The organism is Streptomyces sp. NPDC041191, assembly GCF_055591945.1.
Genome location: NZ_JBVIZC010000021.1, coordinates 1 through 21,352, shown reverse-complemented (window position 1 = coordinate 21,352; position 21,352 = coordinate 1). Strand labels below are relative to the sequence as shown.

At 71.9% G+C, this 21,352-nt stretch carries 20 protein-coding genes, 1 rRNA gene and 1 riboswitch; of the genes, 5 read left to right on the top strand and 16 right to left on the bottom strand.

Features of this window, described 5'->3' with window-relative positions:
• Positions 1-18: 18 nt before the first annotated feature.
• Entirely contained in the window at positions 19-633 is a 615-nt protein-coding gene (locus ACZ6AQ_RS28445; RefSeq protein ID WP_468763587.1) for a Clp protease N-terminal domain-containing protein, read from the bottom strand.
• Positions 634-827: 194 nt separating this feature from the next.
• Here ACZ6AQ_RS28445 and ACZ6AQ_RS28440 point away from each other — a divergent pair, with 194 nt between their 5' ends.
• Entirely contained in the window at positions 828-1,052 is a 225-nt protein-coding gene (locus ACZ6AQ_RS28440; RefSeq protein WP_388692428.1) for a hypothetical protein, read from the top strand.
• A gap of 73 nt (positions 1,053-1,125) precedes the next feature.
• Here the strand turns inward: ACZ6AQ_RS28440 and ACZ6AQ_RS28435 are convergent, their stop codons facing one another.
• Positions 1,126-1,755: a PadR family transcriptional regulator gene (locus tag ACZ6AQ_RS28435; protein ID WP_468763585.1), complete on the bottom strand. Its 630-nt coding sequence runs from the start codon at positions 1,753-1,755 to the stop codon at positions 1,126-1,128.
• Between the two features lie 245 nt (positions 1,756-2,000).
• Between ACZ6AQ_RS28435 and ACZ6AQ_RS28430 the strand changes: the two genes are divergently transcribed.
• Positions 2,001-2,810, top strand: a complete 810-nt coding sequence (locus tag ACZ6AQ_RS28430) for a PhzF family phenazine biosynthesis protein (protein WP_468763584.1) — start codon at positions 2,001-2,003, stop codon at positions 2,808-2,810.
• 61 nt (positions 2,811-2,871) lie between these two features.
• Here the strand turns inward: ACZ6AQ_RS28430 and ACZ6AQ_RS28425 are convergent, their stop codons facing one another.
• Both ACZ6AQ_RS28425 and ACZ6AQ_RS28420 read right to left on the bottom strand, forming a co-directional pair.
• Positions 2,872-3,669 (bottom strand): CPBP family intramembrane glutamic endopeptidase, encoded by a 798-nt coding sequence (locus ACZ6AQ_RS28425; RefSeq protein WP_388692434.1) that lies wholly within the window; start codon positions 3,667-3,669, stop codon positions 2,872-2,874.
• An 89-nt stretch (positions 3,670-3,758) separates the two neighbouring features.
• Positions 3,759-5,258, bottom strand: coding sequence for a glutamate-cysteine ligase family protein (locus ACZ6AQ_RS28420; RefSeq protein WP_468763582.1), 1,500 nt, complete (start codon positions 5,256-5,258; stop codon positions 3,759-3,761).
• Between the two features lie 493 nt (positions 5,259-5,751).
• On the opposite strand from ACZ6AQ_RS28420, the gene ACZ6AQ_RS28415 reads away from it, so the two are divergent.
• A complete protein-coding gene (locus ACZ6AQ_RS28415) occupies positions 5,752-6,339 on the top strand; it encodes a hypothetical protein (protein ID WP_468763580.1) in 588 nt (195 codons plus the stop codon).
• 335 nt (positions 6,340-6,674) lie between these two features.
• Positions 6,675-6,881, top strand: a complete 207-nt coding sequence (locus tag ACZ6AQ_RS28410) for a DUF5999 family protein (protein ID WP_468763578.1) — start codon at positions 6,675-6,677, stop codon at positions 6,879-6,881.
• A 76-nt stretch (positions 6,882-6,957) separates the two neighbouring features.
• Here the strand turns inward: ACZ6AQ_RS28410 and gcvP are convergent, their stop codons facing one another.
• Entirely contained in the window at positions 6,958-9,843 is a 2,886-nt protein-coding gene (gene gcvP, locus ACZ6AQ_RS28405; RefSeq protein WP_468763576.1) for an aminomethyl-transferring glycine dehydrogenase, read from the bottom strand.
• A 178-nt stretch (positions 9,844-10,021) separates the two neighbouring features.
• Positions 10,022-10,121, bottom strand: a riboswitch (glycine riboswitch).
• 112 nt (positions 10,122-10,233) lie between these two features.
• On the opposite strand from gcvP, the gene ACZ6AQ_RS28400 reads away from it, so the two are divergent.
• Entirely contained in the window at positions 10,234-10,608 is a 375-nt protein-coding gene (locus ACZ6AQ_RS28400; RefSeq protein WP_388692442.1) for a PRC-barrel domain-containing protein, read from the top strand.
• Between the two features lie 85 nt (positions 10,609-10,693).
• Here the strand turns inward: ACZ6AQ_RS28400 and ACZ6AQ_RS28395 are convergent, their stop codons facing one another.
• The 11 genes from ACZ6AQ_RS28395 to rrf all read right to left on the bottom strand — a co-directional run.
• Complete coding sequence (locus tag ACZ6AQ_RS28395) at positions 10,694-12,145, bottom strand: DNA polymerase IV (RefSeq protein WP_468763574.1); 1,452 nt, start codon at positions 12,143-12,145, stop codon at positions 10,694-10,696.
• 67 nt (positions 12,146-12,212) lie between these two features.
• Complete coding sequence (locus tag ACZ6AQ_RS28390) at positions 12,213-12,848, bottom strand: MerR family transcriptional regulator (RefSeq protein WP_468763572.1); 636 nt, start codon at positions 12,846-12,848, stop codon at positions 12,213-12,215.
• 222 nt (positions 12,849-13,070) lie between these two features.
• Entirely contained in the window at positions 13,071-13,544 is a 474-nt protein-coding gene (locus ACZ6AQ_RS28385; RefSeq protein ID WP_388692447.1) for a bifunctional nuclease family protein, read from the bottom strand.
• 53 nt (positions 13,545-13,597) lie between these two features.
• Complete coding sequence (gene ftsR, locus ACZ6AQ_RS28380; protein ID WP_468763571.1) at positions 13,598-14,341, bottom strand: transcriptional regulator FtsR; 744 nt, start codon at positions 14,339-14,341, stop codon at positions 13,598-13,600.
• Positions 14,342-14,372: 31 nt separating this feature from the next.
• On the bottom strand, positions 14,373-15,311 hold the full coding sequence (locus ACZ6AQ_RS28375; RefSeq protein ID WP_468763603.1) for an FHA domain-containing protein: 939 nt from the start codon (positions 15,309-15,311) through the stop codon (positions 14,373-14,375).
• Between the two features lie 82 nt (positions 15,312-15,393).
• Positions 15,394-16,326: a DUF881 domain-containing protein gene (locus tag ACZ6AQ_RS28370; protein WP_468763569.1), complete on the bottom strand. Its 933-nt coding sequence runs from the start codon at positions 16,324-16,326 to the stop codon at positions 15,394-15,396.
• Between the two features lie 233 nt (positions 16,327-16,559).
• Positions 16,560-16,892 carry a small basic family protein gene (locus tag ACZ6AQ_RS28365; protein WP_388692450.1) on the bottom strand — a complete coding sequence of 111 codons (333 nt, stop codon included), beginning with the start codon at positions 16,890-16,892 and terminating at the stop codon, positions 16,560-16,562.
• Positions 16,889-17,815: a DUF881 domain-containing protein gene (locus ACZ6AQ_RS28360; RefSeq protein WP_468763567.1), complete on the bottom strand. Its 927-nt coding sequence runs from the start codon at positions 17,813-17,815 to the stop codon at positions 16,889-16,891. Before ACZ6AQ_RS28360 ends, ACZ6AQ_RS28365 begins: the two co-directional genes overlap by 4 nt.
• Positions 17,816-17,916: 101 nt before the next feature.
• Complete coding sequence (locus ACZ6AQ_RS28355) at positions 17,917-20,412, bottom strand: sugar phosphate nucleotidyltransferase (RefSeq protein WP_468763602.1); 2,496 nt, start codon at positions 20,410-20,412, stop codon at positions 17,917-17,919.
• A gap of 116 nt (positions 20,413-20,528) precedes the next feature.
• The gene (locus ACZ6AQ_RS28350) at positions 20,529-21,137 is read right to left on the bottom strand and encodes a CDP-alcohol phosphatidyltransferase family protein (RefSeq protein ID WP_388692456.1); all 609 of its coding nucleotides are present in this window, start codon (positions 21,135-21,137) and stop codon (positions 20,529-20,531) included.
• Between the two features lie 146 nt (positions 21,138-21,283).
• Positions 21,284-21,352: ribosomal RNA gene (gene rrf / locus ACZ6AQ_RS28345) — 5S ribosomal RNA — on the bottom strand; the annotation flags it as partial.

The window sequence follows — 21,352 nt, the reverse complement described above, 5'->3', positions numbered from 1 at the left end:
CATGATGGCAGGCCCCCGTCAGGGGTGTAACCCCCGTCGCACCTGTGGGGGCGGCCCCTCATGGCAGATCTCGCCGGAGGCGCCGCCGACGGAGCCCGGGGCGTCGGCACGGGCGGCCAGGGCGTCGGGATCGACCCCGGCGCGGCGCAGCACCTCGGCGGCCCGGCTCCCGGGATCGGCGGCGACGACGGCGAGCAGGTCGGCGCTCCCGGCCCGGGGCGCGCCGCGCTCGGCGGCCCGCCGGAAGGCGCCCTCCAGGGCTGCGGTCGCGGCCGGCGACCAGCCGGAGGTACGGGGCTGCCGGGGTTCGTCCCCGCGCGGCGCGGGGAGCGGGCGGCCGGTCCCCGTGTCCTCGACGGAGCGCTGCCAGCGCAGGCCGTAGCCGATGGACCGCTGGACGAGGTAGCCGAGGACGCGGGCGAGCCGGTCGTCCCCTCCGAGCGCGGCGGCGGCCCCGGGGTCGGACTCGACCAGCGAGTGCAGCAGGTGCGCGGTGTCGACCTGACGGTCCCCGCCCCGGAGGGCCCTGCGCCGCGCGCCCGTGACGACCGCGGCGAGCGACGGCGTCAGGAAGGACGTGAGCTCCGCGCGCGGGGCGACGGGCGACGGAGGGCGGGGGACGGGACGGTGCACGCTCCCACCTCATCAGACTCCGGCGTCCGGGTCATCGCCGGGGAGGAGCATGTCCGCGTCCCACCGGAGTGGGGCACGGACGCGCGGTTCCTCCTCCTTGCGGATGAGATCGTGTTTTCCGTCCCCGGGCGGGCGCGCCGCCTTGCCCCGCGTCCCGCCGCAACCAGGACCCCCTCCCCGCTCGTCCTACGGACGTGTTCTGGACGGTGGGTCTGCTCGCGCTCGACGGACGGCAGTACGTGTACCGGGTGTACGCACCCCGGGGGGCGCTGCCGGCCGATCTGTTCTGGGCCGCGTTCCACTGCCACGAGGAGGACGGGGCCCCGCGCGCCTCCGACAGTTTCGACACGGCCGAGATCCGGTGGGTCGGCGGCGGCGCGGGCCCGGCCGCCGCGGAACTGACGGCCCACCGGCACTGAACGCCCGGCGGACGCGCGGAGGGGGCCCGTGGCGACCGCCGGAACCGGGATCGTCACGGGCCCCCTCCCGGCCTCAGTGTTCGTCGGCCAGGATCAGGTACAGCTTCTTGCGGGCCTCGTTGATCACGGCGACCGCCTTCTGCCGCTGTTCGGCGCTGCCGGTCTTCCAGACCTGCCCGACCGCCTCCATCAGCCCGAAGCCGGCCTGCCGGATCTCGTTCACGGCCTCCCAGTCCACTCCGCGTCCGGCCTCCTCCCAGGGAGCCTCGGGCCCGTCCTCGGCCTCGGCGCGACCGGTGTCGGTGAGCGCGAACAGCTTCTTGCCGCCCTCGCTCGCGCTGGTGATCAGCCCCTCGTCCTCGAGCAGCTGGAGGGTGGGGTAGACCGAGCCGGGGCTGGGCCTCCAGGCCCCGTCGCTGCGCTCGCCGATCTCCCGGATCATCTCGTAGCCGTGCATCGGGCGGTCCTTCAGGAGCGCCAGGATCGAAGCCCGCACGTCACCGCGGCGCGCCCGTCCCCGGCCGCCGCCGCGACCGCGCCCTCCGAAGGGGCCGCCCCCGAACGGCCCGCCGCCGAACCCGGGCCCGAAGGGCCCGAACGCGGCGCGCCGCCCGTCGAAGTCCCCCCGGCCCCCGGGGCCGCGTCCGCGGCCTCCGCGGCCGGCCCCGTGTCCGTCTCCGTACGCGTGTCCATGGGAACGCATCGCGACACTCCTTCCGTCGGCATTACTTCTTCGAACCATCGCGATGCTTCAACGATATATCGGCAACACTCGTCGAGCAAGAGGGAACCCCACGACGGGCCCTTCCCGGCCACCGGGCGCCGTCCGGGCGCAGCCGGAGCCGGACCGCCGCGCGGCCTGCGGCCCCGCACGGGGTCGTACGTACGGTCCAGTTCTCCGCGATTGGCCTTGGCCCGCGGAAATCCGGCCCCGGTACCGTCGCCCCCATGCGCATCCGAATCGTCGACGCCTTCACCGACCGGCCCTTCTCCGGCAACCCCGCGGGGGTCCTCCTGCTCGACTCCTTCCCGGAGGACGACTGGCTCCGGAAGGTCGCCGCCGAGGTCAACCTCTCCGAGACCGCCTTCGCCCATCCGCTGCCCGCCGGGAGCGAGGCCGACTGGGCCCTGCGCTGGTTCACCCCGGCCACCGAGGTCGACATGTGCGGCCACGCCACGCTGGCCACGGCCCACGTCCTGCACACCACCGGCGCCGCGACCGGCACCGTCCGCTTCGCGGCCCGCTGCGGCGTCCTCGGCGCCACCGCCGAGGACGACGGCACGATCACGATGGACTTCCCGACCTCCCCCCTCGTCCCGGTCCCCGTCCCGGAGGGCCTGGAGGAGGCGCTCGGCGCCGAGGCCGTCGCCGTCCACGACACGGGAGCCCACATCGGCGACCTCGTCGTCGAACTGCGCGACGAGACCACCGTGCGCTCCCTCACCCCCGACTTCGCCGGCCTGCGCCGCGTGTCCTCGCGCGGCGTCATCGCGACCGCCGCCGCCGAACGCCCGGACAACGGCTACGACTTCGTCTCGCGCGGCTTCTTCCCCGCCGTGGGCATCGACGAGGACCCGGTGACCGGCAGCGCCCACACCGCGCTCGCCCCCCTCTGGTCGGCCCGGTTCGGACGCGACGACCTGACCGGCTTCCAGGGCGGCGCCCGCACCGGGCTCGTCCGCACCCGCCTGCGCGGCGACCGCACCTTCCTGAACGGCCACGCCGTCACCGTCATCGAGGGGGATCTGCGCGCCTGACCCCCGCGCAGACGACGGGAGGGGCGCACGGAGAACCCGTGCGCCCCTCCCGTCGCGCCCGTCACGCGGTCGGCAGCCAGCCCACCTTCCCCGCGAGCAGCCCGTACCCGACGAAGGCCACGATGTCGAGCAGCGCGTGCGCCACGACCAGCGGTCCGACCCGGCCCCAGCGGCGGTACAGCAGGACGAAGACCACGCCCATCACCACGTTGCCGAGGAAACCGCCGATCCCCTGGTAGAGGTGGTACGAGCCGCGCAGCACCGAACTGGCCACGAGCGCCGCCGTCGGGGTCCACCCCAGCTGCCCCAGTCTGCGCAGCAGGTAGCCGACGACGATCACCTCCTCCAGGACGGAGTTCTGGACCGCCGACAGGATGAGCACGGGGTACTTCCACCACACGTCCGGCAGCGACTCGGGAACCACCGTCAGGTTGAACCCGGACGCCCTCGCCGCCAGGTAGAACGCGAGCCCGGCACTCCCGATCCCCGCCGCGACCAGCGTCCCGCGCCCGAGGTCGGGCCACGGCCGGGTCCGGTCGAAACCGATGGCCCGGAGGCCCGAGCCCTCCCGCAGCAGGAGGTGGGCGACGAGCACGACCGGCACCAGCGCCGTGGCGATGCCGAAGAGCTGCCAGGACAGGTCGAGCCAGGGCCGCCCCGGCGCGTACGAGCCGTTGAGGGTCGCCGCCTGTTCCTTCAGCGCACCGGGCCTGGTGAGCGAGCCGACGAAGCTGATGAGCGCCGACACGCCGCTCGCCCCGAGCGAGAGGGAGAGCACGATCAGCGTCTCGGAGCGCAGCACCCGGGGCGCCGGCCCGTCGGGGGACGGGGAGGCTTCCCTCACTCGTTGCTCGGACACCACGTCTGTCTCCACTTCCCCGGACGACCGAACCCGTGGGGACATGATCCCCCATGCGAGGCTCCGGGTCGGAGGCGGAGGGGGCCGCCTCAGCCGATGCCGACCGGCCAGGTGTGCACCGGATCGCCCGCGCTCATGAGGGTCCGGTAGCGGCGGGTCGTCGCCGCGAGCGCCGTCCGCCGGTCGAGGCCCGCCTCCAGGGCCCGGTGGAAGGTGTCGGCCTGCCAGGAAGCGCCGTTCACCCGCCGCAGGCAGCGCTGTTCGATCACGCCGAGGTAGAAGTCCCGGTCGGCGGGCTCGATGCGCCAGGCGTCGAGTCCCGCCGCGGCGAGCGGCAGCAGCTCGTCCAGGACGAGCCGTACCGCCGGCACGGTCGCGACGCCGCCCGCGCGTCCCGGGCGGGGCCAGCGCAGCTCCGCCTCGATGCCGTGGCGGCAGGCCGTGTCGAAGTTGGCCTCGGCGTCCTCGAAGGCCATCCGCTTCCAGACGGGCCGGGGTTCGTCGGCGAGCGCGCGCACGAGGCCGTAGTAGAAGGCCGCGTTGGCGATCACGTCCGTCACGGTCGGTCCCGCCGGCAGGACCCGGTTCTCGACGCGCAGGTGCGGGACCCCGTCGACCACGCCGTACACGGGCCGGTTCCAGCGGTAGACCGTGCCGTTGTGCAGGACCAGTTCCCGGAGGCCCGGCACCCCTCCCCGGTCGAGGACGAGCAGCGGGTCCTCCTCCTCCCGGACGGGGAGGAGGGCGGGGAAGTAGCGGAGGTTCTCCTCGAAGAGGTCGTAGGCCGAGTCGACCCACCGCTCCCCGAACCAGGTGCGCGGCCGGACCCCCTGGGACTGCAGCTCGGGCGGCCGGGTGTCGGTGGCCTGCTGGAAGAGCGGCGGCCGGGACTCCCGCCACAGCTCGCGGCCGAAGACGAAGGGCGCGTTGGCGCCGAGCGCGATCTGCACGCCGGAGACGGCCTGCGCCGCGTTCCACACGGCGGCGAACCGGGCCGGTGTCACCTGGAGATGGAGCTGGACCGAGGTGCAGGCCGCCTCGGGCACGATCGACTCCGAGGTGCACCGGAGGTGTTCGACGCCGTGGATGTCGAGGACGAGGTCCTCGCCCCGGGCGGCGAGGATCTGGTCGTTGAGGAGCGCGTAGCGGTCGTTGTCCGACAGGTTCTCGGGCACCAGGTCGTGCTGTTCGAGCGTGGGCAGCACGCCGATCATGACGACGCCCGCGTCGAGTTCCGCCGCCATGCGGTCGGCGTATCCGATACCGGCCCCGATCTCCTCCGCCAGCCGGTCGAATACGCGGCCCTCCAGCTGGTGGGGGGCGATGTTGACTTCGAGGTTGAACATTCCGAGTTCCGTCTGGAAATCGGGGCTCGCGATCTTTTCGAGAACCGGACCGTTGAGCATGCGGGGCAGCCCGTCGGCCCCGGCGAGATTGAGTTCGATCTCCACGCCCATGAGATTGCGCGGGCGGTCGAACCTCTTCTCCGCCAGGAGCCTCGCGAGTCCCGCCAGACATTGCTGGAGTTTTCTCCGGTAGTGCTGTCGGTCGGACGGGCCGAACCCGTCGGCCACGACCTTCTCGCCCATCGAAGTGTCCTTCCCCGGCTGGGCGACCACCATGGCGGCCGCGCGTCACGGACCATGATGCCCACCCCGCTGATCCACAACGCCTGCGGGACCGGCTTGTCGGACGATAGGCTGGACGCAGCACTCCAATGGCACATTCCACAGGCAACGAATGATCGTCATATACCGACGTCATATTGCCTGGAAAGCCATGGTCGAAATTCGGCCGACCGAGCCCGTGCGATATACGCGGGTGGGAGCGGTATCGTCCTCCTGATTCCGCTTCTCCGCCCCGCGACGAAGTCCTGATGACGCCTTGCCAGGAATAACGGGGACGTCTAGCGGAAACACTGTGTGAACACGTGTCGTATAAACTCCGCGGACGAGGCAGAGTGTTGGCGCCCGATCACGGCCCCGCGTCATGGCCCCACGGCCCCTCTCTGGCCCCGCCGCCGACAGCGCCGTCGTACCTGCCCACGCGTCACCGTGTCTCCTGAGCGAGAGGCGACCCACCATGCTCCGACCCTCCCCGGCCCCCGGGCCGGCCCTCCGCAGCGTCCTCGCGGCGCTCGGCTCACCGACCGTCGTCCGTGAGGCGCGAACCCCCGCCCTGCGGGTCGCGCAGGGACCACTGAGCCCCGAACTCCCCCTGCCCGTCCACGTCTTGGACATCACCGGAGCTCCGGGGCATCCGCCTCGCACCCGGCTCGCCGGATGGCGCTTCCTGATCCGGAACGGGGACCGGACGATCGCGGCCGCGGACACCGCGCCCACTCCGGACGGCTGGTCCTTCTCGCACTTCTTCGAGGGACCGTACGTCTCCTCCACCGAACGGGCCCTGCAGCAGGCCGAAAAGATCCCGGTCGCGTACCGGCCGCGGCTGCTCTCCGTACCGGAGCTCTACATGCTGACCCTCTGGCTGCAGGCGGACCCGGAGGCGGACGACACCGCCGCCGCCCCGGCCGCCGCCGACCTGCTGGTGCCGCTGGCCCCCGCGCCGCCGGGGATCACGGCCCACCACCCCTACCCGGCCGCCGACCTCCTGCCCGTCCTCAGCACGCGGCTCGCGCCGCCGCTCCTGGGCTCACCGGCACCCGCCTGAACCAGCCTTCCCCGCACGCCACCGCCCCGTGCCCCGTCCGGGACACGGGGCGCGCCGCTGCCCGGGCCGGGCGTCCGAACGCGCCGCCCGAACGCCCCTCCCGTACGGACTAGCCCGCCCGGACCACCCCGAACCACCCGAAGGGACGGGGTGGTTGGACCGAACCGCCCTTGCGGGTGACGCATCCCTCCGAGAGGGGACGAGCTGCCGCGAAATGCCTGCGGAAGCCCGCCCCCGGAGCAAGACTGGGACCGGAACCGAACCGACCGACGGGGGCGGCCATGAGCGCGCAGAGCCGCAGGACATCCACCACGACGCAGCGAAAGAACCCATCCATGTGCCAGCACCAGCCCGCCTGTCCCACCGCCGACTCCGCCGACCGGGAGGCGGCCCGACTGACGGCACACCACCCGGAGCAGGGCTGGAGCCTGCTGTGCAACGGCGTCCTGCTCTTCGAGGACACCGGTGAACTGCTGCCGGACGGACAGGTCATCGCCCCGCACCGTCCCCTCGCGGCGGGCCGGGTGACGACCGCCGCCTGACGGGCCCGGACGGAGGACGGGGGCCGGTCCGGAGGAGAACCCTCCGGACCGGCCCCCGTCACGAAGGCGTCCGGCCTCAGTTGTCGTACGCGTCCAGCGGCGGGCAGGAGCAGACGAGGTTGCGGTCGCCGAAGGCGCCGTCGATCCGGCGCACCGGCGGCCAGTACTTGTCGGCGGCCGAGACGCCCGCCGGGAAGACGGCCTCGTCACGGGTGTACGGGTGGTCCCACCCGCCGCCGAGGGCGGCCGCGGTGTGCGGGGCGTTGCGCAGCGGGTTGTCGTCCGCGGGCCACTCGCCCGCGGCGACCTTCTCGATCTCGGCCCGGATCGCGATCATCGTGTCGCAGAAGCGGTCCAGCTCGGTCAGGTCCTCGGACTCGGTCGGCTCGATCATCAGCGTGCCGGCCACCGGGAAGGACATCGTCGGCGCGTGGAAGCCGTAGTCGATGAGGCGCTTGGCGATGTCGTCGACGGTGACGCCGGTCTCCTTGGACAGCGGGCGCAGGTCCACGATGCACTCGTGGGCGACCAGGCCGGCCGGACCGGTGTAGAGGACCGGGAAGTGCGGCTCCAGGCGCTTGGCGATGTAGTTCGCCGCGAGCACCGCGACCTGGGTGGCCCGCTTGAGGCCCTCGCCGCCCATCAGGCGCACGTACGACCACGAGATCGGCAGGATGCCGGCGGAGCCCCACGGGGCGGCCGAGATCGGGCCGACGCCGGTCTCCGGACCCGCGGTGGGCTGGAGCGGGTGGTTCGGCAGGTACGGGGCGAGGTGGGCGCGCACGCCGACCGGGCCGACGCCGGGGCCGCCGCCGCCGTGCGGGATGCAGAAGGTCTTGTGCAGGTTCAGGTGCGAGACGTCGCCGCCGAAGTGCCCCGGCTTGGCCAGGCCGACCAGGGCGTTGAGGTTGGCGCCGTCGACGTACACCTGGCCGCCGGCCTCGTGGACCTCGGCGCAGATGTCGGCGACGTGCTCCTCGAAGACGCCGTGCGTCGACGGGTAGGTGATCATCAGCACGGACAGCTCGTCACGGTACTGGGCGATCTTGGCCCGCAGGTCCTCGATGTCGACCTCGCCGTCGTCGGCGGTCCTCACCACGACGACCATCATGCCGGCCATCACCGCGGAGGCGGCGTTGGTGCCGTGCGCGGAGGACGGGATGAGGCAGACGGTGCGCTGCTCGTCGCCGTTGGCCCGGTGGTACGCGCGGACGGCGAGCAGACCGGCCAGCTCGCCCTGCGAACCGGCGTTGGGCTGGATCGACACCTTGTCGTAGCCGGTGACCTCGGCGAGGCGCTCCTCCAGCTCGGTGATGAGCGTGAGGTAGCCCTGCGCCTGCTCGACCGGGGCGAAGGGGTGGATCTGGCCGAACTCGGGCCAGGTCACCGGCTCCATCTCGGTGGTCGCGTTCAGCTTCATCGTGCAGGAGCCGAGCGGGATCATGCCGCGGTCGAGCGCGTAGTCGCGGTCGGCGAGCCGGCGCAGGTAGCGCAGCATGGAGGTCTCGGAGCGGTGCGCGTGGAAGACCGGGTGCGTCAGGTACGCGTCGGAGCGCAGCAGACCGGCGGGCAGCGCGTCCTCGGTGACGGCGTCCAGGGACTCGACGTCGGCGGTGACGCCGAAGGCGGCCCAGACGGCGGCGAGCTGGTCGCGGCCGGTGGTCTCGTCGCAGGAGACGGAGACGTGGTCGGCGTCGGCGCGGTGGAGGTTGACACCGGCCTCGCGGGCGGCGGCGACGACCTCGTCGGCCCTGCCGGGGACGCGGGCGGTGAGGGTGTCGAAGAAGGCGTCCCCGGTGAGCTCGACGCCCCCGGCGCGCAGGCCGGCGGCGAGGATCGCGGCGTACCGGTGGGTGCGGAGCGCGATGCCCTTGAGGCCCTCGGGGCCGTGGTAGACGGCGTACATGCCGGCCATGACGGCGAGCAGCACCTGCGCGGTGCAGATGTTGCTGGTGGCCTTCTCGCGGCGGATGTGCTGCTCGCGGGTCTGGAGCGCCAGGCGGTACGCGCGGTTGCCGTCGGCGTCGACGGACACGCCCACGAGGCGGCCGGGCAGGGAGCGGGCGTGCTTGTCCTGGACGGCCATGTAGCCGGCGTGCGGCCCGCCGAAGCCCATGGGGACGCCGAACCGCTGCGTGGTGCCGACGGCGATGTCGGCCCCCAGCTCGCCGGGCGAGGTGAGCAGGGTGAGCGCGAGGAGGTCGGCGGCGACGGTGACGATCGCGCCGAGCTCGTGGGCCGCGTCGATCAGCGGCTTGATGTCGCGGACGGCGCCGGAGGCACCGGGGTACTGGACGAGCACGCCGAAGACGCCGCGCTCGGCGGCCTCAGCGGGGATGCCCTCGCTCAGGTCGGCGACGACGACCTCGACGCCGGTCGGCTCGGCGCGGGTCTCGATGACGGCGATCGTCTGCGGCAGGGCGTCGGCGTCGACCAGGAAGACGCCGTTCTTGACCTTGCCGACGCGGCGGGACAGGGCCATGGCCTCGGCGGCGGCGGTGCCCTCGTCCAGGAGGGAGGCGCCGGAGGTGGGCAGACCGGTCAGGTCGGCGACCATCGTCTGGAAGTTCAGCAGGGCCTCCAGGCGGCCCTGGGAGATCTCCGGCTGGTACGGCGTGTAGGCCGTGTACCAGGCGGGGTTCTCCATCACGTTCCGCAGGATCACCGGCGGGGTGAAGGTGCCGTAGTAGCCGAGGCCGATCATCGGGGCGAGGACCTGGTTGCGGTCGGCGAGCGTCCGCAGCTCGGCGAGGACCTCGGCCTCGGTGCGCGCGGCCGGCAGGCCCAGCGCCTCGGCGTTCTTGATCACGTCCGGCACCGCGGCGGCCGTGAGCTCGTCGAGCGAGCCGTAACCGACCTGGGCGAGCATCTTGGCCCGGGCCTCGGCATCGGGCCCGATGTGCCGCTGCTCGAACGGGATGCCCTGTTCGAGTTCGGAGAGCGGAATGCGGTTGGCGGTCATGTACGGAGGCCTCCTGGTCGTCACGACCTGCGAGGGGCACCACGGCGCGGGTGCCCGGACGGCCTCCCCCTCTGTCATCTCAACCTGAGAGTTTCACCGGCACGCCTCGCGGCACGCCGGCTTTCACCGTCGGTGAGAGCGCATGCCGTCGGACATCCGCTCTGCTTTCCAGAGTGACCTCGTCCGCGCGGTACAGGGGCCTGAGAGATTCCGGGGAGGATTTGCTCCTTCGGCGTCCACCGGAAGGTTTCTCCGGGGGACTCTCCCGCACGGGGTCGACAGCCACGCCCAGCCTACCAGCGCGACGGTGACCCCCTTCGCTCAAGTGGCCGACATCCCGGATGTGCCCTTTGGTAGGGGGTAGAGGAGCCGCGACCCTTTGGAGGGACCGTGCAGACCGACATCGATCCGCGCAGCCTGATCGGCCGCAAGGCGTTCGACCGCGACGGGAACAAGATCGGGACCGTCGACGAGGTGTACCTGGACGACGCGACCGGCGTACCGGAGTGGGCCGCCGTCCGCACCGGTCTGTTCAGCCGGGACGCCTTCGTCCCCCTGGAGCCGAGCGACCTGCTCGACGACGGCCTCCACGTCCCGTTCGCACGCGCCCTCATCAAGGACGCCCCGGACTTCGGCGTGGGCCGTCACCTCTCGCCGGAACAGGAACTCCAGCTCTACCGCCACTACGGCCTCGCCCTCCCCTCCTCCCCCGCGGACCACCCGGACAAGGACTTCGGACACCTGGCGGGCCAGGAAGGCGCCTGACCCGGTCCGGCCGCCCCGCGGGACGGTCCGGGACCCACCGGGGACGCGGGCGTCCGGGAGACCTCCCTCCCTTCCCGTCCGGCCGTCACGGGCGGGACGGGAAGGGGTCCGGACCGGGCCCGTCCCCGTGTCCCGCGACCGCCGGCGGCACGGCGCCGCCCACCGGCGTTCCCCGCCTCACCAGCGGCAGCGCCTCCCCCGCCGTCAGCTCCGGATCGTCCACGGCGAACGTCCGCACCCGCCCCGGCGCCGACCACGGCTCCTCGAACCGCACCGTGACCCGCCCGATCCCGCTCCCCTGCACCCAGCCGGCCCCGTACACGGCGTGCCGCACGTCGTGCCCGGGTGTCCAGTGGCGTTCCACCGGCCCGGCGGCCCCGGCGGTCTCCGCCCCCGCCACGCCGTCCGTCCGCGCCGCGCCGTCCGCCTCCCCTGCGGTCCTCTCCCCCGCCGCTTCCGCCGCCGCCTCCGCCTGGGCGAACAGGTCCTCCTGCGTGTAGTCCGCGAGCCCGCTCACCCCCACCCCCAGCAGCCGCACGCCCCCCGTGGTGTCCACCGCGTCGAGCAGCCGCCCGGCGGCCTCCCGCACGACCCCGAGGGCGTCCGTCGGCCCCCGCAGCGTCTCGGACCGGGTCAGCGTCGAGAAGTCGAACCTCCGGACCTTCAGGACGATCGTGCGCCCCGAGTGGCCCGACGCCCGCAGCCGCCCCACGCACCGCTCGGCGAGACGCTCGACCTCGGCCCGGATCCGCGTCCGGTCGTGCAGGTCCACGTCGAAGGTGTCCTCGACCGAGACGGACTTGGCGTCCCGCTCGGCCACCACGGCCCGGTCGTCGTACCCCTGCGCCATCCGGTACAGCGAGGCCCCGTGCGCCCGGCCGAGGAGCCGTACGAGTTCGTCCTCGCCCGCCTCCGCGAGGTCGGAGACCGTGGTCATCCCGGCCCTGCGCAGGTGCTCCCCGGTCGCCGGCCCGACGCCGGGGAGGATGCGTACGGAACGCGGCCCCAGAAGCTCCCGCTCGGTCCCGGGCTCGATGAGGACGAGCCCGTTCGGCTTCGCCTCCTCGGAGGCGATCTTCGCGATCATCTTGGACGCGGCGAGCCCCACCGACCCCGTCAGCCCCGTCGTCGCCAGGATGTCGGCCCGCAGCCGCTCCCCCGCGGCCCGCGCGCTCGCGGGGTCGTCGGCGACGCCCCCCGCCTCCAGGTCCACGAACGCCTCGTCGAGGCTGAGGGGCTCCACGAGCGGGGAGAGGCGCCCGAGCAGCTCCATGACCTGCTCGCTGATCGACCGGTAGAAGGAGAAGCGCGGTACGAGGTAGGCCGCGTTCGGCGCGAGCCGTCGCGCCTGCCCCATCGGCATCGCGGAGTGGACCCCGAAGCGGCGTGCCTCGTACGACGCGGTGGCCACCACTCCCCGGGGTCCGAGACCGCCGACGACCACGGGCTTCCCGCGCAGGCTGGGCTTCGCCGCCTGCTCGGCCGCGGCGAAGAACGCGTCCATGTCGAGGTGCAGGATCGTCGGCGCGGCTCTCACGGGTCCGATGCTGCCCTACGCCACTGACAACGCCCCACCGGCCCCGGGAGCGCGGCGGGCCGCGGTCTCAGACCGCCCTGTCCCTGCGCCGCCTGGCCAGCTCGTCCCCCGGGTTGTGTCCCACGAGGGTCTCGCCGGTGTCCACCCGCTCCCCGTGGAGCTGCGACAGCGCCGTCTCCACGTCCCGCCAGACCACCCCGACGGCGATGCCGAAGACGCCCTGTCCGCCCTGGAGCAGGTCCACGACCTCGTCGGGCGAGGAGCACTCGTAGACGGTGGCCCCGTCGCTCATGAGCGTCATCCGCTCCAGGTCGCGGAAGCCCCGGGCCCGCAGGTGCTGCACGGCGGCCCGGATGTTCTGCAGGGCCACCCCGGTGTCGAGGAAACGCTTGACGATCTTCAGGACGACGACGTCGCGGAAGCTGTAGAGCCGCTGCGTGCCCGACCCGTACGCGGGCCGCACGCTCGGCTCCACGAGCCCGGTGCGTGCCCAGTAGTCCAGTTGGCGGTAGGTGATCCCGGCGGCCGCACAGGCCGTGGGACCGCGGTAGCCGACCCCTTCGTCCGGCACGCCCGGCACGCCCGGCACGCCCGCACCGGCGTCCGTACCGAAGTCGCCCACACTGCCGTGAAGCGGATACGGAGCGCTCTCCCCGGACACCCGTCCGAGGGAGCTGCCTGCCGTACCGTCCGCGCTGCTCATCACGCCGACCCTCCGTCCTTGACCTGCCCACACGAAGGTAGGCAGTCACTCGGGGTGCGTCAACGATCGCCACACTCGGCACGCCGAGTGATAATCACCCTGAGAGTGGTTTCCCGTATCTCTCTTCGGGGAAAGGCTACTCGAATGCTCTGACAGCGCCCCGCGAACGGCCTTCGGCCGTACCGCCCGGTCACCGGTCCCGCCGGTAACCGGCGGCCGGTCTCACTGACTGTTGGTCCCGAAGTCCTCCGGCGAGATCTGATCGAGGAATTCGCGGAACTTCTCCACCTCGTCCTCCTGCTCGTCCGGGATCGCGATGCCGGCGTCGTCCAGGACGCCGTCGCTGCCGAAGATCGGCGTACCGGTCCGGAGGGCCAGCGCTATCGCGTCGGACGGCCGCGCACTCACCTCGACGCCGCTGGCGAAGACCAGTTCGGCGTAGAAGACCCCGTCACGCAGATCCGTGATGCGGACTTCGGTGAGTTCCTGCCCCACGGCCTCCAGCACGTCCTTGAAGAGGTCGTGCGTCAGCGGTCGCGGAGGCGTCATCCCTTGCTGGGCGAAGGCGATCGCCGTCGCCTCACCCGGTCCGATCCAGATGGGGAGGAACCGATCGCCTCCCACTTCACGCAGGAGCACGATCGGCTGGTTGGAGGGCATTTCCACGCGGACACCCACAACGTCGAGCTCGTTCACACAGCAACCCTAGGACGTGCCCGCCCGGTTTGGATAGTCGGGCCCCTCCCGGGTCACTGCGAGCGGATGCCCAGAGCGATCTGCACCAGGGCCGCATGGAGCCGTACCGACTGCGCGGCCAGCTCCTTGGCGGTGGCCTCCGCATGGGCCCTGGTCTGCGGGTTCCGGTGCCGGCGCAGCGGCGCGACCACCTGTTCGATCAACCCGGCCTCCCGGTCGGCGCCCGCCTTGACGGCCCGCAGGTGCCGGGGTTCCAGACCGAACCTCCCCAGATCCGCGACGAGCCGCGCGACGGTGACGGTCTCGGCGTCGTAGCCCCCGCCCGGCGCCTCGGCGATCAGGCCGTACGACTCCCACTCGGCGAGTTCGGCCTCGGTCACCTCGGCGGCGGCGAGCAGCTCGGCCCGGTCGAGCCGCGTGGCGGCCGGCGGCTCCGCCTCCTGCTCCCAGGGCCCCTCCAGGGGGTCCCGTCGGCGCCCGGGCGCCGGAAGCCGGACCTGCTCCCCCCGGGCGAGGGCGTCGAGGTGCTCGCGGATGACCTTCAGCGGGAGATAGTGGTCCCGCTGCATCCGCAGGATCTGGGCGAGTCGCTCCACGTCCTGCGGGCTGAACTTCCGGTATCCGGAGGCCGTCCGCCGGGGCTCGACGAGCCCCTCGGCCTCCAGGAACCGGATCTTGGAGATGGTCACTTCGGGAAACTCGTCGCGCAGCTGGTTCAGCACCGTGCCGATGCTGACCAGCCTGTCGCCCTCGGCGGCGGCGCCGAATCCGGCACCGCCCGTCGGTGTTCGCAGCATGGACCTTCCCTGAAGGGGCTTCTCCGAGGCGTCACACGCCCCGCTGGTTCGCATAGAAGACCAGCCGGTACTTGCCGATCTGGACCTCGTCGCCGCTGGACAGGACGACCGACTCGATCGGCTCGCGGTTGACGTAGGTGCCGTTGAGGCTGCCCACGTCGGAGACGGTGAAGCTGCCGTCCTGCGCCCGCCGGAACTCCACGTGGCGCCGGGAGACCGTGACGTCGTCCAGGAAGATGTCGCTCTGCGGATGACGGCCGGCCGTCGTCAGCTCGCCGTCGAGGAGGAACCGGCTGCCGGAGTTCGGCCCCCGGCGCGCCACGAGCAGGGCGGAACCCGGCGGCAGCGCCTCCACGGCCGCCAGCGTCTCGGGAGAGAGCGAGGGCAGCGCGGTCTGGCCGGTGACCTCCGCGTCGTAGGCCTCCAGGCCCGAGATGGAGATCGTGGAGGTCGTCTCCGACGCGCGCTCGGGCACGGCCCCGCCCCGCAGCGGCGTACCGCAGTGGGAGCAGAAACGGCTGTCGGCCGCGTTCCGGTGACCGCACCTCGTACAGACCGGCATGGACGCACCCTCCTGCCGCGGCTGCCCCGCCGAGGTCTGTGTCGCGTACGGGTCGGAGGAAAACCCTCCACCTGTACCCGAGGTCGATGGTTCTCCGAAACCTATGCGGGCGGCCCCGGCGGGGTCAACAGAGGACGCGCCCGGTGTGCCCGGAATGTCACCGCCCCGGCCCTCGACCTCGTCGCGGAAGAGCGGGCGCTCCTCCCCCTGCTCCTCGCTCTGGTGGCGCGGCGCGCGGTGCCGGGCGTTGCCGCCGTCCTCGCGTCCGCTCTTGCCGAACAACTTCGCAAACAACTTCACGGGCGATTCCCCTTGACCGAAACAGACCCGCCCGTGGGGCAGGACGAACCGAGATCCATCACACCTGCCGACCCGGACACCTTCACAACGTCCGTATCCTCCGGACAGTTTCCACCAAGCACCACCATTGTGGTGCGCCGACCCCCCGCAACGCCCCGCGCTTGTCGCGGGACCCTTCTCGCACGCCTCCTCACCGCGAGGACGACTGAGCGTAGTCAGGCCGCTTCGCCGGTCGCAAGGCGTCGACGACGATCTTCGCCGCCCGCTCCACCGTGGCCGTGGCCTGCTCCTTCTCCAGGGTCTGCACGACGCCGCCGGGGATGTTGAGCGCGGGCTCGAGATCCTCGGGCTTGCCGATGACCTTGAAGACGTACGGAGCGGTCACCTTCGTTCCATCGATGCGCATGTCGTCGCCGCCACCGGTGAAATAGCTGTCCGCCACCACCCGGACCCCGTTGACCTGGATGGCCTCGGCGCCCGCCGCGCGCAGCTCCTGGATGGCGTCGAGCAGCATGTCCGACTCGACCGCCCCGGTGGGGTCGCCGACGCTCAGGGTGATGCCGGGTCCCTCGGCGGCGACCGTGCCGGCCAGGATGCCGAGCTGCCGTTCCTTCTCCTGGGTCTGCTTGCGCGCCTCCTCGGCCTGGTCCGAGCTGGACTCCAGCTCGGACCGCTGCTTCTCCAGGCGGGTCTTCTCGTCCTCCAGGCGCTGCGTGCGGTCGTCGAGTTCGTCGAGGATCCGCACCAGGTCCTCCTGGCGCGCGCCGCGCAGGGCACTGTTGTCGCTGGTCGAGGAGACCTGGATGGCCAGACCGAGGCCGAGGCCGAACAGCAGCAGCGCGACGACGAGCTGAGCCCTGGTCACCCTCGGCGGCCACAGCGCGGAGACGAGCCGGCGCCGCCCGCCCTGCTCGTCCCGGACGGGCCGGGCCGGCGCCCCGGGGACGGCAGGTGCCCCGGGGACGGCCGGCGGCCCGGGAGCGGAAGACGCCTCGGGTGCGGAAGACGGCTGGGGAACGCGGGACGGTTCGGGTGCGGAAGGCCGTCCGGGCGCGGGAGACGGCCCGGTCTTCGACGGTCCCCCGCCCGCCCCCGGCTTCCCGCCCGGGGATTCCGGCGGCACGGGCCGGTCCGTGGCGCGGTCCCCTCCGGGCGCACCGCCGCTCCCGGAACCCCGGGGGGCCACGGCGCCGGAAGTCCCGTTCTCCCGGGGGCTCCCGGTGCTCCCGCCGGCCTCGGAACTCCGGTCGTTCTCGGGGTTCTGGGACTTCTCTGGATTCTGGTGGTTCCGGTGGTTTTCGGAGTTCTGGTGGTTCTGCGGGCTCTCGGGGTTCACGGGGTTCTCGCTCATCGGCCTCACGCCCGGAAGACGTGACGCCGGATGGCGGCCGCGTTGGAGAAGATCCGGATGCCGAGGACGACGACCACGCCGGTGGACAGCTGCGCGCCCACGCCCAGCTTGTCGCCGAGGAAGACGATCAGCGCGGCCACCACCACGTTGGACAGGAACGAGACCACGAAGACCTTGTCGACGAAGATGCCGTCGAGCATGGCCCGCAGCCCGCCGAAGACCGCGTCGAGAGCGGCGACCACGGCGATCGGGAGATAGGGCTCGAACACCGCCGGAACCTCGGGACGGACCAACAGTCCGACCACCACTCCGGCGATCAGCCCCAGTACGGCGATCACGATGTGCCCTTCCCTGTCTCGGCCGTGGCCCGGCCGGAAGGCGTCGCCCCGGCCCTCCTCGGCTCTGCGGTACGTACGGTCAGGCTGGGCGCGGCCGGCAGGCGCACGTCACCCTCGGCCGAGATCCGGCTCCTGATTCCGAAGTTCTCCACCAGCGCGCGCAGGTACTGCCCGTCGGCGCTGCCCTGGAACGCGGTGCTCAGCCGCTGCCCGTCCCCGATCGCGAGGACGGTGTACGGCGGCACCAGCGGCTTGTTGTCGACCAGTATGGCGTCGCCGGCGGCCCTGATCGCGGACAGCGACGTCAGCCGCTGCCCGTTGATCGCGACCGCCTCGGCGCCCGACTCCCACAGCCCGTTGACCACGCGCTGCATGTCCCGGTCGCGGACGCGGCCCGTGTCGGAGAAGCCGCTGCTCTCCCGGGGCCCGCCACCACCGGCATCGGTCCCCTTGGCGTCGTCCACGACGAGCCGCACCCCGGGACCGCGGACCGGCGTGGCGCCCGAGAGCAGGGCCACCAGTTCGGCCTGGTCACCGCCGTACTGCTGCAACGCCCGCTGCTGGCGTTCCCCGACCTCGGACCGCATCCGCTCGACGTCCCGCGCCAGCTCGTCGGCGCTCGACGTGTCCGCCTCGATCCGGCCGATCAGCTCCTGCCGCTCCTTGGCGACGACCGGCGCGGAGACGCGCGCCTCGGCGGCTCCGACGGTCACCACGGCGGCGGCGAGCGCCAGGCCGGCGGCCAGGCCGATCTTGGCCCGCAGGCTGCGGGGCAGTCCCCCGCCCTCGGCGGCGCGCCGGGCGGTGGCCTCGGCGTAGCCGTCGTCGAGGGCGTGGTCGATGACGTTGTTCAGCAGCGACATGGAGGCGTCCGGGCGCGGCGGAGGCGAACCGGTGCTCCGAACGGGGGACTGCTGCGACATGCCGCACATCGTCGCACGTCGTACGGCCTACCGCCGAATGGCCCCTCCGTCCGGTGGGGAGGTGCCCCTCGGGCACCTCCCCGCCGGACGGCTCGTCCCCGTCAGCGACCTGCGCTGTCGACCACCTCGGCCCACTCGTCGAGCAGGGCCTGGGCGGAGGTGTCGTCGGGGCCCTCCGCCCACAGATGGGTGACGGCCTCCGCCGGGTCGGGCAGCACCATCACCCAGCGTCCGTCGGCCTCGACCACCCGGACGCCGTCGGTGGTGTCGACGGAACGGTTGCCCGCCGCCTCCACCACCCGGCGCATCACGAGGCCCTTGACGGCCCAGGGGGTGGCGACGTCCCTCTTCAGGACGTGCGCACGCGGGATGCGGGCGTCGATCTGGCTCAGCGTGAGCTGGGTCCGCGCCACGAGGCCGAGCAGGCGCACGAACGCGGCGGTGCCGTCGAAGACGCTGCTGAACTCGGGCACGATGAAGCCACCGCGTCCGTCGCCGCCGAAGATGGTCTCCTCCTCCCGGCCGACCCTCGTCAGGTCGTCGGGCGAGGTGGTCGTCCACTCGACCTGGGTGCCGTGGTACGCGGCGACCTGTTCGGCGATCCGGGTGGTGGTCACGGGCAGCGCGACCCGGCCGGAACGGCGCTCGGCCGCCACCAGGTCCAGCATCACCAGGAGCGCGCGGTCGTCCTCGATGATCCGCCCCCGCTCGTCCACGAGGGACAGCCGCTCGCCGACGGGGTCGAACCGTACGCCGAACGCGGCCCTGGCCGAGGCGACGATCTCCCCGAGCCGTACGAGACCGGCCCGCCGGCTCTCGGGCGACTCGGTGGGCCGCGACTCGTCGAGTCCGGGGTTGATCGTGAGCGAATCGACCTGGAGCCGTCCGAGCAGGCTGGGCAGTACGAGCCCGGCGCTGCCGTTGGAGGCGTCCACGACGACCTTCAGGCCGGCCTCCGCGATCCCGGAGGTGTCGACGTTCCGCAGCAGCGAACCGGTGTACGAGTCGAAGACGCTCGCCGGGAAGGAGAGGTCGCCGATCTCGCCGGGGAAGGCTCTGCGGTACTCCTGGCGCGCGAACACGCGGTCCAGCTTGCGCTGCCCTCCCTGGGAGAGGTCGGCTCCGCGCTCGTCGAAGAACATGATGTCGACGGAGTCGGGCACCCCGGGCGAGGTCCGGATCATGATGCCGCCGGCGCTGCCCCGGGCGGTCTGCTGCCGCGCCACCGGCAGCGGTACGTTCTCCAGGTCCCGCACGTCGATGGCGCTGGTCTGCAGCGCGGAGATCACCGCCCGCTTCAGGGCGCGGGCGCCTCGGGAGTGGTCGCGGGCCGTGGTGACGGTCGCGCCCTTCTTCAGGGTCGTCGCGTACGCCCCCGCGAGGCGTACGGCCAGCTCCGGGGTGATCTCCACGTTGAGGATGCCGGAGACACCGCGTGCTCCGAAGAGGTGGGCCTGTCCGCGGGACTCCCAGATGACCGAGGTGTTGACGAAGGCGCCGGCCTCGATCGTCTTGAACGGGTACACCCGGACGTTGCCCTGCACGATCGATTCTTCACCGACGAGGCACTCGTCCCCGATGACGGCTCCGTCCTCGATCCGGGCGGCCCGCATGATGTCGGTGTTCTTGCCGATCACACAGCCGCGCAGATTGCTCTGCTGACCGATGTAGACGTTGTCGTGGACGACGGCCTTGTGCAGGAAGGCACCGCTCTTGACGACCACGTTGGAGCCCACCACGGTGTGCTCGCGGATCTCGGCGCCGGCCTCGACCTTCGCGTAGTCACCGATGTAGAGCGGCCCCCGCAGCTCCGCGTCGGGGTGCACCTCGGCGCCTTCGGCCACCCACACGCCGGGCGAGATCTCGAAGCCGTCGATGTCGACCTGGACCTTGCCCTCCAGGACGTCCGCCTGCGCCTTCACATAGCTCTCGTGAGTGCCGACGTCCTCCCAGTAGCCCTCGGCGACATAGCCGTAGATCGGCTTGCCCTCCTTCATGAGCTGGGGGAAGACGTCACCCGACCAGTCGACCGAGGTGTCCGCCTGGACGTAGTCGAAGACCTCGGGCTCCATGACGTAGATGCCCGTGTTGACGGTGTCGGAGAAGACCTGGCCCCAGGTGGGCTTCTCGAGGAAGCGCTCGACCCTGCCCTCTTCGTCGACGATCGTGATGCCGAACTCCAGCGGGTTCGGCACTCGGGTGAGGCAGACCGTGACGAGAGCGCCCTTCTCCTTGTGGAAGGCGATGAGATCCGTGAGGTCGAAATCCGTGAGCGCGTCCCCGGAGATGACGAGGAAGGCGTCGTCCTTCAGCGCTTCCTCGGCGTTCTTCACACTGCCCGCTGTACCGAGCGGCTTCTCCTCGTTGGCATACGTCAGCTCCATTCCGAGCTCTTCGCCGTCGCCGAAGTAGTTCCGGACCAGGGAGGCGAGGAACTGGACGGTGACGACGGTCTCGTTGAGACCGTGCCTCTTGAGCAGTCGTAGGACGTGCTCCATGATCGGCCGGTTCACCACCGGCAGAAGAGGCTTGGGCATGCTCGAGGTCATGGGGCGAAGACGTGTTCCCTCGCCACCGGCCATCACGACGGCCTTCATGTCGGAAGCGTCCTCCTTCAAGAGATGACGGTCCTGCCGACTTCGCCTGTCCGCTCAGTCGCCCGCGGACGTCCTCGTCGTTGCCGGCGACGCTGCTCGACACATGAGGGACGGGCTCAATCGGCCTCGGTATCCGTCTTCACGAGTCGACGGACCTGGACCACGTAGAGGATTCCTGCCCACCAATACAGAGTTGTACCCCATCCGGCGAAGGCCCACCCGAAAACTTCAGCGAGTGACGAAAGCCAGCCGTTTCCGTCACTGAGAAGCAGCAACGGGAACGCGTACATGAGGTTGAAAGTCGCAGCTTTTCCGAGGAAGTTCACCTGCGGCGGCGGGTAACCGTGGCGTCGCAGGATTCCCACCATGACGAGAAGCATGGCCTCGCGCGCCAGAAGGGCGGCGGTGAGCCAGAGAGGCAGGATCTCCCGCCAGGTGAGGCCGACGAGAGTGGAGAGGATGTACAGGCGGTCGGCGGCCGGATCGAGCAGCCGGCCGAGACTGCTGATCTGGTTCCAGCGCCGGGCGAGCTTGCCGTCGAGATAATCGCTGACGCCGCTCAGCGCCAGCACGAGAAGCGCCCATCCGTCGCTCTTGGGGCCACCGAACTCGGGCCGGAGGATCAGCCACAGAAACAGCGGCACGCCGACGAGACGCGCCATGCTGAGAATGTTGGGGATGGTGAGGACCCGGTCGGTCTGAACGCGAGTCTCCTGGACCTCCACCCGGGGGCCTCCTGCTGGGATGGTGCCGACATTGCCCCCCGACCTTACCCCCGGCCGACGGCCGTTCCGTACAGGGGTACCGTCCGGCCCGGAACGCAGAAATGCCTCAACCCCCGGACGTGGTCCGGGGGTTGAGGCTAAAAATTGTTCGGCGGTGTCCTACTCTCCCACAGGGTCCCCCCTGCAGTACCATCGGCGCTGAAAGGCTTAGCTTC